General features: G+C 33.5%; 17 protein-coding genes and 1 tRNA gene. 8 read left to right on the top strand and 10 right to left on the bottom strand.

All coding sequences use genetic code 11. The annotated features are described in order from the left end of the window. The first annotated feature begins 1 nt into the window (after nucleotide 1). The 5 genes from NFRAN_RS13230 to NFRAN_RS13210 all read left to right on the top strand — a co-directional run bounded on the left by NFRAN_RS13230 (nucleotide 2) and on the right by NFRAN_RS13210 (nucleotide 1,853). Nucleotides 2-508, top strand: a complete 507-nt coding sequence (locus tag NFRAN_RS13230) for a 50S ribosomal protein L5 (RefSeq protein ID WP_134485899.1) — start codon at nucleotides 2-4, stop codon at nucleotides 506-508. Next, a complete protein-coding gene (locus tag NFRAN_RS13225) occupies nucleotides 505-687 on the top strand; it encodes a 30S ribosomal protein S14 (RefSeq protein ID WP_134485466.1) in 183 nt (60 codons plus the stop codon). Before NFRAN_RS13230 ends, NFRAN_RS13225 begins: the two co-directional genes overlap by 4 nt. An 11-nt stretch (nucleotides 688-698) precedes the next feature. After that, on the top strand, nucleotides 699-1,091 hold the full coding sequence (locus tag NFRAN_RS13220) for a 30S ribosomal protein S8 (protein ID WP_134485464.1): 393 nt from the start codon (nucleotides 699-701) through the stop codon (nucleotides 1,089-1,091). After that, nucleotides 1,081-1,626, top strand: coding sequence for a 50S ribosomal protein L6 (locus NFRAN_RS13215; protein ID WP_134485462.1), 546 nt, complete (start codon nucleotides 1,081-1,083; stop codon nucleotides 1,624-1,626). Before NFRAN_RS13220 ends, NFRAN_RS13215 begins: the two co-directional genes overlap by 11 nt. 126 nt (nucleotides 1,627-1,752) lie before the next feature. Beyond that, nucleotides 1,753-1,853: transfer RNA gene (locus NFRAN_RS13210), tRNA-Asn, on the top strand. 15 nt (nucleotides 1,854-1,868) lie between these two features. On the opposite strand, the gene NFRAN_RS13205 is transcribed toward NFRAN_RS13210, so the two are convergent. The 7 genes from NFRAN_RS13205 to bioB all read right to left on the bottom strand — a co-directional run bounded on the left by NFRAN_RS13205 (nucleotide 1,869) and on the right by bioB (nucleotide 7,824). Next, nucleotides 1,869-2,225, bottom strand: a complete 357-nt coding sequence (locus NFRAN_RS13205; RefSeq protein WP_134485460.1) for a hypothetical protein — start codon at nucleotides 2,223-2,225, stop codon at nucleotides 1,869-1,871. A gap of 35 nt (nucleotides 2,226-2,260) precedes the next feature. Further along, nucleotides 2,261-2,602, bottom strand: coding sequence for a hypothetical protein (locus NFRAN_RS13200; protein WP_134485458.1), 342 nt, complete (start codon nucleotides 2,600-2,602; stop codon nucleotides 2,261-2,263). A 1-nt stretch (nucleotide 2,603) separates the two neighbouring features. Next, the gene (locus tag NFRAN_RS13195) at nucleotides 2,604-3,701 is read right to left on the bottom strand and encodes a thiolase family protein (RefSeq protein ID WP_134485456.1); all 1,098 of its coding nucleotides are present in this window, start codon (nucleotides 3,699-3,701) and stop codon (nucleotides 2,604-2,606) included. Further along, the gene (locus tag NFRAN_RS13190; RefSeq protein WP_134485454.1) at nucleotides 3,698-4,675 is read right to left on the bottom strand and encodes an LLM class flavin-dependent oxidoreductase; all 978 of its coding nucleotides are present in this window, start codon (nucleotides 4,673-4,675) and stop codon (nucleotides 3,698-3,700) included. The genes NFRAN_RS13195 and NFRAN_RS13190 overlap by 4 nt, the downstream gene beginning before the upstream one ends. A 2-nt stretch (nucleotides 4,676-4,677) precedes the next feature. Next, nucleotides 4,678-5,367, bottom strand: coding sequence for a nucleotidyltransferase family protein (locus NFRAN_RS13185; RefSeq protein ID WP_134485452.1), 690 nt, complete (start codon nucleotides 5,365-5,367; stop codon nucleotides 4,678-4,680). 308 nt (nucleotides 5,368-5,675) lie between these two features. Next, entirely contained in the window at nucleotides 5,676-6,860 is a 1,185-nt protein-coding gene (locus NFRAN_RS13180; RefSeq protein ID WP_172602364.1) for an aminotransferase class I/II-fold pyridoxal phosphate-dependent enzyme, read from the bottom strand. Beyond that, nucleotides 6,844-7,824 carry a biotin synthase BioB gene (bioB, locus tag NFRAN_RS13175; protein ID WP_232038041.1) on the bottom strand — a complete coding sequence of 327 codons (981 nt, stop codon included), beginning with the start codon at nucleotides 7,822-7,824 and terminating at the stop codon, nucleotides 6,844-6,846. Before bioB ends, NFRAN_RS13180 begins: the two co-directional genes overlap by 17 nt. A 253-nt stretch (nucleotides 7,825-8,077) precedes the next feature. Between bioB and NFRAN_RS13170 the strand changes: the two genes are divergently transcribed. Next, nucleotides 8,078-8,668, top strand: coding sequence for a recombinase family protein (locus NFRAN_RS13170; RefSeq protein WP_134485449.1), 591 nt, complete (start codon nucleotides 8,078-8,080; stop codon nucleotides 8,666-8,668). A gap of 4 nt (nucleotides 8,669-8,672) precedes the next feature. On the opposite strand, the gene bioA is transcribed toward NFRAN_RS13170, so the two are convergent. After that, a complete protein-coding gene (gene bioA / locus NFRAN_RS13165) occupies nucleotides 8,673-10,001 on the bottom strand; it encodes an adenosylmethionine--8-amino-7-oxononanoate transaminase (protein WP_172602362.1) in 1,329 nt (442 codons plus the stop codon). 89 nt (nucleotides 10,002-10,090) lie between these two features. Between bioA and NFRAN_RS13160 the strand changes: the two genes are divergently transcribed. Then, nucleotides 10,091-10,654, top strand: coding sequence for a hypothetical protein (locus NFRAN_RS13160; RefSeq protein WP_134485445.1), 564 nt, complete (start codon nucleotides 10,091-10,093; stop codon nucleotides 10,652-10,654). A 54-nt stretch (nucleotides 10,655-10,708) separates the two neighbouring features. After that, on the top strand, nucleotides 10,709-11,029 hold the full coding sequence (locus NFRAN_RS13155; protein WP_134485444.1) for a hypothetical protein: 321 nt from the start codon (nucleotides 10,709-10,711) through the stop codon (nucleotides 11,027-11,029). Between the two features lie 52 nt (nucleotides 11,030-11,081). Here NFRAN_RS13155 and NFRAN_RS13150 read toward each other — a convergent pair whose 3' ends face one another. Both NFRAN_RS13150 and NFRAN_RS13145 read right to left on the bottom strand, forming a co-directional pair. Continuing rightward, on the bottom strand, nucleotides 11,082-11,744 hold the full coding sequence (locus NFRAN_RS13150) for a Snf7 family protein (protein ID WP_134485442.1): 663 nt from the start codon (nucleotides 11,742-11,744) through the stop codon (nucleotides 11,082-11,084). A 107-nt stretch (nucleotides 11,745-11,851) separates the two neighbouring features. Further along, on the bottom strand, nucleotides 11,852-12,808 hold the full coding sequence (locus NFRAN_RS13145) for an asparagine synthase C-terminal domain-containing protein (RefSeq protein WP_134485440.1): 957 nt from the start codon (nucleotides 12,806-12,808) through the stop codon (nucleotides 11,852-11,854). Nucleotides 12,809-12,823: the final 15 nt, after the last annotated feature.

Here is a 12,823-nt window from a genome sequence, read left to right as displayed (position 1 = left end):
TATGGGTAATCCTATGAAGGAAATCCAAATATCTAAAGTGGTGATCAATATTGGAGTTGGAAAGTCTGGTGACCCTGTTGAGAAAGCTAAGAATGCGTTAGTTGAATTAACAGGTAAAACACCTAGTGTTAGAGGTGCAAAGAAGAGTGTGAGGGACTTTGGAATTCATAAGGGTGAACCAATTGGTGCGATGGTTACTTTGAGAAGATCTGATGCCACAAACTTTTTAAGACGAATTATAGAATCAAAAAGGAATGTGATAAAGGCCTCATCTTTCGATAATAATGGAAATATTTCATTTGGTGTTCATGAGCATATAGATATACCAGGAACAAAATATAATCCTGATATTGGTATTTTCGGTATGGATGTGTGTGCAGCTTTGAAGAGACCAGGGTATAGGATATCGACAAGAAGAAATCCAAACAAGATAGGTAAAAGGCATAGAATTTCAAGAGATGAAGCTATACAATATTTTAAATCGCAATTTGGTGTGGAAATTATATGAAGATAAAAATTAGAGATTATGCCTTAACAGGTAGAAAAAAATTAGCACATGGCAAGGGAACTAGATGGTGTAAAAGATGTGGATCATTTAGCGGAATGATATGTTCTTATGATCTAATGTTGTGCAGAAGATGTTTCAGAGAGGTCGCTTATTCATTGGGATTTAGGAAATACGAATAGAGGTCTAAGACATGCCGGCTTTAAATATTTTATCCAATTTGTTTACTACATTGTATAACAATGAAATGAGGCGAAAACGAGAATGTATTGTACTACCAGCTTCAAAGTTTTCAAGTGAAGTTCTACGTGTAATGCAAAAACATAGATTTATCGGTGAATTTGAACAAGTTGACGATGGACGTTTAGGAAAATTTAGAATTCAGTTACTTGCAAAAATTAATAAATGTGGTATTATTACACCACGATTTAGTGTAAAAAAAGATAAATATCTTAATTGGGAACGTCAATTCTTGCCTTCATATAATATGGGAATATTAATCGTTTCCACAAGCAAAGGAGTTATGTCTCATCATGAGGCTGTAAACCAAGGTATTGGAGGTACTTTAATAGGATATGTCTACTAAACCCGAATTTTATACAAATGAACTTTCAATTCCGGAGAATGTTACTATACAAAAAGAGGATAATACCATTATCACGAAGGGATCAAATGGCACCGTTCAGAAGGACTTTACTAAAATGCCCGTTGCTATTGAAGTGAAAAAGGATAAGGTTATAATCAAGTCTTATAGCAATAGAAAAAGCGATTACGCTTTAGTTAATACTATTAAGAGCATTATACAAAATATGATTAAGGGATCTACGACCGGATTTACATACAAACTAAAAATTGTATTTGCTCACTTTCCCATCTCTGTTAAAATCAAAGGTCAAGAAGTCCATATTGAGAATTTCTTTGGGGAACGTTCGTCTCGAATATCGAGAATAGTCGGTAAGGAAACTAAGGTGGTAGTACAAGGGGATGATATTTTAGTTACAGGACCTAATATTGAAAGTGTTTCTCAAACGGCGGCCAATATAGAGTCTTCTACTAAGATAAAGAATAAAGATTCAAGAGTGTTCCTTGATGGAGTTTACATATACTCAAAAGCCAAATAATTTTTTTGAATCATTATTACTTTTATAACTCAAATTATTACTTTTATAATTCGCCCCTATTATTACAACTTTCTCTGACCAAAACCATAACATTTAATTATTCTTCATAATTTGTAAATATATAGTGCCGCTGTAGCTCAGCTTGGTAGAGCAAATTCATAATCTGTATTATGAAGCTCAACTGGCTGTTAACCAGTAGGTCATCAGTTCGAGTCTGATCAGCGGCGCTTGTGCTTGAATTTTCAAAATGATACAACGTCTAAAGCAATAGCGTCAGAAAGTAGGTAAGTGTGCCTGCTTCCAGAAACAAAATTATTTTTAATATCTACACGCGGAACCCATCTGTTCGATGATGTAAATAACCTCTCTTTTTTCATTCTGTTTTCAAGCTCTTCGATATCTAGCTCGATTTCTTCTATTTCTTCGGTTTCCAGATTCTGAACTATCAATAGGATTTTTTTTATTAATACTCTGTCGCCATACTTTGACATATCTCTAATCCGCTCATCATGTTCCAATATTTTTATTTTGATTTGTTTTTTATTAAGTGCATCTCTGCTCATCAGCATTCTATCACTTAGGTATCCCTCGTAGCCCATAACAAAATAGAAAGTGGAACTTATTATTAATGATTTTAGCTTGACAAGATAGTAAATTTTATATCAAGTCTTCCATTTTTTATTCCAATTTCATGAATCCTGATAACCTCCCCTATTCTCACATCTTCCTTGATTGTGCCAATAAGTCGAATACCGCCAAATTCGCCAATCCCGAATGTCCCCTCCCTACCTAGAATATTGGACTGGGTCTTTTCTAACAAGATCCCTACTCGTTTTATTTTTCGGAGACTCGTCTTTGAATTGCAACAATTGCAGATATAATTAGGTGGCCACATATACTTGTTACAGTTCACACAAAACGATGTAACAAGCTTTCCATAACTGGCGTTTTGAAGGATTAAATCAAACAGACTCATGCTAATTCTTTAATATTATTATTGATGTAGATGTACCTGCAGCAGCCATGTTGTGAACGAGTCCTGTTTTTAGATTATTGACTTGTCTTTGCTTGGCCAAACCTTGCAGTTGAAGTGTTATCTCTGAGGTTTGATCGATCCCTGTGGCTCCTATTGGGTGACCACAGCCTAACAAACCACCTCTTGTATTTGTATAAACAAAATGTTCTCTAAGCATTTTTTTACCCTCGCCTTTTTTTACAAAACCAATATCCTCATAAGCCATTATTTCTAATATAGAAAAAGCGTCGTGCAACTCAGCAATATCAATATCGGATGGGGTCAGCTTAGACTGACTGAACGCATCTCTTGCTGCTATCTTGGTAGATACTATGCCGTCTAGAATTTTATTCACAGAGGCAAAACTTGCACCTAGATTGCTTTGTGAAATTCCAATTATCCAAATAGGTTGTTCAAATCTTGCCGCTAATTCTTCGGATACCAACAGCACTGATGATGCGCCTTCACAAGGATAACAGCAGTCGAATTTTTTTAGAGGTGCTGCAACAACTTGTGCGTCTATTATTTGATCAAAAGTAAAGTACTTTTCAAAAAAAATCGCATTTGGGTTCTTGTTTGCATTTCTATGATTCTTTAAAGAGACGAAAGCCAAATCCTCCTGAGTTGTACCATATTTTCGGAAGTGATTACTTGCAAATAGTGATGCCCAATGAACTGGCATGTCAAAAATACCTCTTGTAATATCCCAGTTCAATTTGTTTCCAGGACTGTCTTGTTTATCTACACCAGTTACCAAAACTGCATTACACAATCCTGATTGGATCAAAGAATATGCTAGTAAAATACCACTGGTTCCAGAATTGCAGAGATTTTCCACCTTAGTAGAAAATTTGGGTTTAATTCCAACCATTTCTGCAATAATGTTGCTCAAGTAAGGTTCAAATGAATTACTTGATACAATTATTCCATCAATTTCGGACTTTTGGATCCTTGATTTAAGTAATAGTTTAATTATAGATCTTGATGCGATTTCCGCTACTGTAAAGTTCGTATTCTTTGTAAATTTCTGTGTATCCGACTCTGTTATTGCTACTCTCATAAATCAAAGAAATCCTTGTAACTTAAACTCCCAGATGGACTTAAGATGGGATTCACTTGTAAAATGGGTAAATCGATACCTGTCCTCCTGAATGCTTTGATTTGACTTATGCATTCATTTATACTTCCTGCGATCACAAAATCATCTAAAATCTCGGTCTTAATATTTTTAAGTGCCTCTTCAATACCAAATTTGTGATAGTCTGTATATATTTTTTTTATTATTTCACAATGTCTTGTATTTAATAAATAATCATAATATATCTTACCAACGGAAATGTAAAAAACTAATGTCCTTGCTGCTCGCTTAACTGCTTGGGAAGGATCCCTGTTATACACGGATGTAATAATTACAGATGCCTTTGTAAATGACTTACCGTTTTTATTATCGTGGGTCTGTCTAGCTATAGTTTCCATTTCGTCTTTTGGTTTTAAATACAAAATAACACCGTCGGCAATTTCCTTCGAGAGATTTAGCATTCTTGGATTAACTGCTGCCACAAAGATAGGTATGTCTTTCCTTGAATGATCCAAGAGTTCGAAATTAGTAATCTTTACTATGCGACCATCATAGCTTGTTTTACCTTTCCTAAGTAATAGTCTGATAGATTCAATATATTCTCTCATTCTTTGAACAGGATTATTAAATTTCAATCCATGCAAGTTTTCTATGAGTGGAGGTGTACTTGTTCCTAATCCAAGGATAACTCGATGTTCAGAGAGCAAATCCAATGTAATCGCTCCCATGCAAATTGTTGCAGGAGTTCTTGTATAGATATTAATGATTGAGGTGCCTATCTTTATTCTCTTAGTGACTTGAGAAATTGCTCCTAGAATAGAGAACGCTTCCTTGCCCCATGATTCCGGTGTCCATAGTGAATGAACATTCTTATTAGCATCTATATTTGACGAAAAATCCAATACCTGTTTTGGGTTCAATAGTGAGCCGGTGCTAAATGCAATTTTATTCTTCATAGTTACTTGGGATAAAATTTGGCAAGTTCTTTAGAGGATTCTTCTATGTCTTTGTGCGAATCTATTGATTTCCAAAATGATTTTTCGAATTTTTTTGCTTTCAATTTTTGTTCGTTTGCCATGGCGGGAAGGGCTGTAGTTTCTATATTTCCTTTATCAGGAAGATAGTTAAAGATTTCCTGGTTAAAGAAGTATACTCCGGCGTTAATCCACTTGTCTAGAATATTAGGTTTTTCCTTAAACCCTGTAACATATAGTTGTTCGTTAAAATCTACGATCCCGAACGGGCTTCTTAGTGGAACTACTGCTAATGAATTGAATTCATTTTTATGAGATAGTGCACTAAAGTCTAAATTAGTCAGAATATCTCCATTGATCATGAAAAAACCATTTTTCTCATCTTTCAACAAAGATTGAGTGTTTTTTAAGGCCCCTCCTGTACCCAGAGGTTCTTCTTCAACCATATATGCCACATTAACATTAAATTTATTTCCGCTAGCGATGTGATTAATTATTTGTTCCTTGAGATATCCTACACAAATAATGATCTCTCTTATGTTATTTTTGGATAGTAATCGTATTTGCCATTCAATAATTGGCTTACCTAAAATTTCAATCATTGGTTTTGGCCGATTGTCTGTGATGGGCTTAAGTCTCTTTCCAAACCCTCCTGCTAATATTACTGCTTTCAAAACATTATAAATTGTATAAATAAAGATATATTTTTTTCCACTATTTGTAGGATCTGATAGTTACCATTGAACATAACTGATATCGATTTAACATTTTAATGTACTATATTTATAGTGTAACAATTATGTATATAGTATTTATATAATAATGATAACAGAATAGTAAAGGTTATAGATTATTGATGACATTTACAATAATGTAACTATGTATTTAGATGTTGTATTTATTTAATAAAATAAGAATATAATAGAGTAATTAATTCAAAAAGAAATATTATATTTCAAAATTCGAATTTTGAAATATGTAGTCAACAATTTCTTATCAGTTGATTGATATTGTCAACCAAAGCTGAGATCTGATGATAAGTATGCAACGATGAGAGCGAAATTCTTAATTGCGCTTCATTCTTTTTAACTGTTGGATATCTAATACCTTGAACATAATATCCACGATTTAGTAACTTTTTTGAAATAGTTATAGTCTTTTTCTCACTTCCTATGATTATCGGGTTAATAGGACTTTGAACTCCGTGTACTAGTCCAGGAATATCTTGCTCATGTGCAATTTTTTGAAAATAATTAATATTATTCTCAAGTCTTTCTTGTTGTATACCTTTTTTTGCCAATTCTAATGAAAGCATAGCAAGTTCGCACAAAAATTCAGGTAAAGCCGATGTAAAGATAAATGATCTAGATTTATTAATTAAATAGTTCCTAATCAAATGTGGACAGCTAACATAACCACCAAAACAACCTAATCCTTTACTTAGGCTACTTATATGAATGTCCACCTTTTGTTCAACGCCAAACAAGCTGGGTGTCCCCGAATAGTTTTTCAATTTTTTATCACCCACTATGAAGTCTCCATGTGAATCGTCAACAATTAGGATACATCCATATTTTTCAGCAATTTCAGATATTTCATCTAACTGAGCGTAACCGCCGTTCATGCTAAATATTCCTTCTGTAACAATGATTTTTCTGCGCTCACTCGAGTTTGTAACCATCTTTTTAAGCTCTATTGTGTCATTGTGAGAAAAAACATAGGTTTTTGCATTGGATAATTTACAAGCATCGATAATGCTTGCATGATTCAGTTCATCACTAAAAATCGCCGTATTTCTATCTGCAATACAACCTATCACACCCAAATTTGCCATGTATCCCGTTGGATAAAGTAATGATGACTCTGTGTTTCTGTGTTTAGAAAGCGCTTTTTCCAATTTTTCTAGGACTAAAGTATTACCACTAATTAATCTCGAACTACATTGCGATACTGACTCGAGACTTAAATTTCTAAATTTCTTGATTACATCTTCATTCTTAGATAATCCTAAATAATCATTTGAAGAAAAATTACAAATATCATTTCCAGACTTTGTATTTCCTTGGTGAATAGCTTCACCAACTACTCTTAAATGTCTGTATAGACAATCTTCATTTAATTTGTTTAAAACATTTGTAAAATAGGTAAAGTTATTTTTGTCTAGCACCAATTTCCTCTAGCATCTTGAAGTCATCTATGGGTTTATTTCCTTGAGTTGTGAGGTAACCACCTGTAATTATTCCGTTTGCACCAGCCTGTAGGATTTTTTTGTCATCTCCTTTTAAGTGAACTTCTCGTCCGCCTGCAATCTTTAGTATGGTTTTGGGCATCAAGAATCTAAAAGTTGCAACCGTTTGAAGTATCTCTTTTTTAGTTATGAAATTTTGGCCATGTAGTGGTGTTCCTTCTCTTCCAATTAACACATTTATGGGAACCTCATCAGGGTTTAGTGATGCTAATGCCATCCCTAATTCTACTCTCTGTTCTACAGACTCTCCCATACCAATGATCCCCCCGCAACAAAGTTCTAGACCTGCATTCTTAATAATTTTTGCAGTATCGATTCTGTCTTGATAAGAATGTGTATTACATATCTTGTCAAAATAACTTTTTGCAGTCTCTAAATTATGATTATATCTTTTGACACCCAAACTTTTCAATTCTTTTGCTCGCTGCATGGTCATGAAACCTAATGAAGCATTAACTTCGATGTCAAGGTTTTTTCGTATCAGTTTGATTGTTTCACAAATTTGTCGGAAATCTTTTTCAGGAGGGGCTCTATATGCACAAACAATACAAAAACTGTTTGCACCGTTTTTCAATGCATTTTCAGCTTGCTCTAATATTTTCTCTGGGGGCAGCAATGGATATTTTTCTATGATCGTGCTATTGAAAGAAGACTGGGCACAAAATGAACAATCTTCCGGACATGTGCCGGACTTCGCGTTAATCAAGGTTTCTACATCTATATGATTTCCAACAAATCTTTGTGTTAATTCTTTTGCACAGGCAGCTAGGGTATTCACATCGTCAGAACGAATTAATTTAAGAGCATCATCAAACTTAATTTTATGGCCTTCCAATACTGTTGACATCATATTTAAAATAAAGTCACGATTTGAATTGGTCAATTATCCTTACTTTTTTTATTATTTATGTCTCACCTATATTAGTATTTTAAAAAATCCCGATCAATAAGAATTAACGAATTTCGTCTACTCCTTTGTTTCTTATTCTAGTTTAATAAAGGACCGTTAAATGAACTGTTTAAAATCCACTACCTTTTTTTTACTGCTGATTTCTAAAATTTGTCTATGAATTTTAAACAAATTATCGTTTATTATTGACTACCTTTTTTTTACTGCTGATTTCTAAAATTTGTCTATGAAATACGCATTTGCGTATCTGAGGGTGAGTACAGAAGATCAAACTGTGATGAATCAGAAAATCTCCCTGCAACGATGGGCTGGAGCTCATGATTATCAGATCCTCGACTACTTTGAAGATTCTTCAACTAGTGGCAAGACTGCTGCAACTTCTCGTCCCGGATTTAAAGAGCTGCTAAATCTAGTTGAAAAGGAAGAAATTGATGCAGTGTTAGTATATGAACTCTCTAGAATCGGGCGTACCTTTTGGGATACATTAGAAGCTATAAAAGCTGTGGAGCGATTTACTCCACTAATCTCGTGCTCCCCACGAGAATCATTTCTACAAACAACAGAACCTAGCATTAGAAAGTTAATGTTGGGTATTCTAACGTGGGTAGCCGAACGAGAGAGAGAGCTATTGATTCAAAGAACTAAAGACGGGATTATCCGAGCAAAATCAGTGGGTAAACAGATAGGTAGGCCATTAAAGAAGATAAATGATAAGGAATTAATAACATTATTGTCTCAAAATAAATCAAAAGCTTCTATAGCGAAAGAATTGGGAATATCCAAAACTACATTGTACAAGAATCTAAAACTATTGTGACTAATTATTTAATACTCTTGTAAATTTCTGCTACAATTTCAAATTGTGTATTTAATATTATTTCCAGAGAATCCTTATCAATCGCAAGGGGAGGGATTATTACAATTGTCGAGCCTAAGGAACGCAAATAGACTCCTCGTCTTAATGACTCCTTAATTATAAACATAGAAATAGGTGCTCCATTTATACTTTTGATGGGATTTCCATTTTTAACTAGATCAAAGGCAGCTAGTAGACCTTTTCCGCGTATGTTACTAACGATAGGGAATTGATTAAATTCCGTTAATCTTTTGACTAGGAGATTGCTATTTTTTCGAATTTTGGAAATGAGTTTGTTTTTTCTATACATTTTAATATTCTCAATTACTGCCGTACAACCGACTGGATGTCCTGAGAAGGTATGACCGTGGTACAGATGCTTTTGATCTATCCATTCGCCTTCAAACTCTTCATATACTTTTCTTGAAGCTGTTGTAATTGCTAGCGGAAAGTAACCGCCTGTAATAGCCTTCCCAAAACATGCTATATCGGGAATCGAATCTTGTGCTATGTATTCTATCATGTTACCTAATCGCCCAAATCCAGTAGCTATTTCGTCCAAAATAAATAGAACATTATATTTTCTACACAATTCGGCAACTCTTTTTTGATATCCTGCAGGGTAAATATTAACTCCTCCAGCTATTTGGGCACCGCTCTCCATAATTAAAGCAATCGCCTTATCAGAATTTTCCTCAATTATTTTTTCTGTCTTTTCTATTACACGGTCCGTATCTATTTCTCTGTTGGAAACATCTAATCTACTGCCTATCGGTTTTGGAACAGTTACTGTGGGAAAAAGTATATGCTTGTATTTCTTAAAGTATAAATCTACATATCCTACTGACATAGCACCCATAGTGTCTCCGTGGTAACTTGATTTTACTGATAAAAATCTTGTTTTGGTCTCTTTTCCCTGGTTACTCCAATATTGTGTAGCAATCTTTAATGCTGATTCGATAGCAGAGGATCCATTATCTGTATAAAAAATTTTATCCATTCCCTTTGTTAATTTCAAAAAATACCTTGATAATTCCATTGACTTAAGATTACTCAAACCAAAAATCGTGGAATGAGGGATCTTTTTTATCTGGTCAATCATTGCATTCGTAATATTATTTTCATTAAATCCCCATACATTGCACCACATATTTGATATACCGTCCAAATATTTTTGTCCACGCTCATCTACAAAATGAAAATCCTGACCTGACTTGATGATTCGTTTCTTATAAATTTTGGAGGATTCCGCCATCTGGGTATATGGATACCAAATATTATCATTCTTATACAATTATAATATTAGTGTAAAAAGTTGATAATTAAAATTATTGCCTTTTGTGTAATGATTAATAATGAAAGAATTCTATATAGTTTGTCTATATGGATTTAAAAAATTTGCTGTATTCGGAAATAGATCGTATGGGTTCACTAAATATAAAACAGAAACTATTGAATAAAAATGAAAATTCAAAATTCATAATCGAGGAATTGCTGAAGAATTGTATGAATTCAACCAACGGCAAGACTCTTTCTAATGGTGAGTGGGTTTCATTAGCTGAGGCCTTGATGCATTATTTGTTAACAATCATGGTTATACCTTCACAACGTAAAATAAATATCAACGGATTGGAAGTTGGAATAATGATACCAAATGCAAGAGATATCTATAAGATCCTAGAACAGGTTATAATTATCCAATTTTGTTTAACTGAAGATGAAACAATCAAGAATGTTGTTGAAAAACTAAAGGCCATACAACCCTTACACCAAAATATATGGATTGTATCCTATTCAAGTATAGATACCCTCAAGCCACTGAAAAATTATGTGATATCAAATAGTAAAACAATAAACAGTGACAATGTCTATCCTTTTTCGCAGATTATGATAGATATTGTTCAACATGTTGATAGAATTAATTATTCTGGATTCAAAATACTCTAAATTGAATACATTTCAAAACTCGAATTATGAAATATTCGCCTTCATGAGGTAATTATGAAAAAATATAAAATTGAATTTTATGCCTTCAGAAACGAATATTTGGAAGTAAAAAGTTATTTTGAAAAGCTTCCAATGGAAGTGATATTAGGAGGGCTTAGATTTTCCAACAATCGCTATGTAGCAGATTTAGGTGGATATTTAAATCCTGGAAGAAAAAGTTTCGTAAAGATGGAAACATCTTTGTTAACTAAAAAACAAGCTAAAGTAAGATTAAAAAACTGGAAAATTCTGGTTAAGAAATATCGTGAAAAAGGTTATAGCTATCCCACAATCTACCGTATTAAAGTACAACTTGAAAAAATACTTAATGAGTAGTTCATAAAATTTAAGAATAGATATCCTAGGCTAAAAATTTAGGATTGAGTACTCAATATAAGGAATTGCTCTCGGATATCTTTGAATCCAGTCCCGAAGTTGGTAAATCGGGAAATTTGTCTTTCATATTTTGCTCTACTATGGCACTTGCCTCTTCTATGATTTTAAGGGCGTCTTCACTCACACTACCTGTGTTACCACTAATTTCGGACGCTGTAGGTATTTGTCCTGAATCATTCATAATACCGTTTAGAATATCAGTTATCTTTCCAAACGACTGTCCTGCCTCTGGTATCATTGAGTTTAATCCACCTTGAATGTTCTTTATTACAGACATTGCAGGGCTTAGTGTCACTACTACATCCCCTAATTCGGTAATAGTATTCAGTCTGAGTTGGATTTGTTCTAATGCCAATTTTGCTGATGTTATCATCTTATTCATTTTCCTAATTTGTGAAAGCTCATTTGAAAGAATCTTGGCATATTGACTATCGTGATTTTGCATGGCACTTATAATTCTCTTGAAAATGATTTGATCTTTTTCTTCCATTTTTGCAGACATACTTTCTAATTTTGAAATCTGCGAGTGAAGTCTCTTCTGTGCTTCTTCTATTCGTGGTTTTAATGGAGATGGAGGTTTGATGTTCTCTAATAATTTCATACCTACATTACCTATTTCATTTTGTGGTTTAATCCATTTGTTGCTAAAAGACATTGACTTTTTTACCCTTATGCCAATGTCGAAATTTATATATAAATATGTATTTTATTCCTTAGGAGTAACCAGAGTAACTAGGATCTACGGTTACAAAACATAAATTTCTAAATTGGGTATGCGCCACATACTTTGCAAAATGATCCATGGTATCCTAATTTAGATTTACAGTAAGAACATATTTTATAAGTTTGAATCTGATTTGCAGGATCATCTATAGGAGCTGGGAAATATTTCCTGTATATTTGATAGTAATACAAATGTTCTTTGTCTCTAATTGTTACGTTATCCATTTTAGCAGCCCTATAACCATTTATATAATCTTCATCAGAAATTTTCATAATAAATCTGTTCATAAATTGGGACATTCCCGAACCACTTTCCATAGCTTCTTTTTTTCTCCAGACAATATCCTTTCCCAATACATCTTCAAAACATTCCCTTAGAAAGTACTTTCCAAAGACTGTTCCATTATTTTCTCTGATTTTAACTCTGACTGATAAAGATCTGGCAAAGTTGATTATATCTTTGTCTAAGAAGGGACAGTAGATATCCAATCCATATTTTTTAGCCAAAGTCATCCAATCAAAATTCATATTTTGTATCAAGGCTTGTAATTTGGATTCAAGTAGAATTGGCTCTTTGTTATATTTATGTAGAAAGTTATAACCTGCGAAAAGTTCGTCGGCCCCATCACCGGTGACTACCGATCGAAAATTCATCTCGCTCAATTTTTTGAATCCAATCAATTGTACTGCCATGTTTCGAAGAAATATTGGATCAAAAGTCTTGTAATCAGATACAAGCTCATCTAGACACTCGAGTACTATATTATCTTCAGGATGAATGATTTTATGACTTGTTTCAATTTTCTTTGTGATTTTGGATGCGTATATATAATCACTAGACATACCATTAATCGAAATAGTGATCGCATTTCTTGGTTTTATGTATAATAGCAGGATACTACTATCCAATCCCCCTGAAAGTAAAATGGATTCATTAGGAACTGCTTTACAGGCCTCATTTAAAAGAAATCGAATCTCATCGCATGGATTGACCACTATTAATTTAATTAT

Origin of the sequence: Candidatus Nitrosocosmicus franklandus (genome assembly GCF_900696045.1) — an archaeon.
GTDB lineage: Archaea > Thermoproteota > Nitrososphaeria > Nitrososphaerales > Nitrososphaeraceae > Nitrosocosmicus > Nitrosocosmicus franklandus_A.
This window is presented reverse-complemented; position numbering and strand designations above follow the sequence as displayed.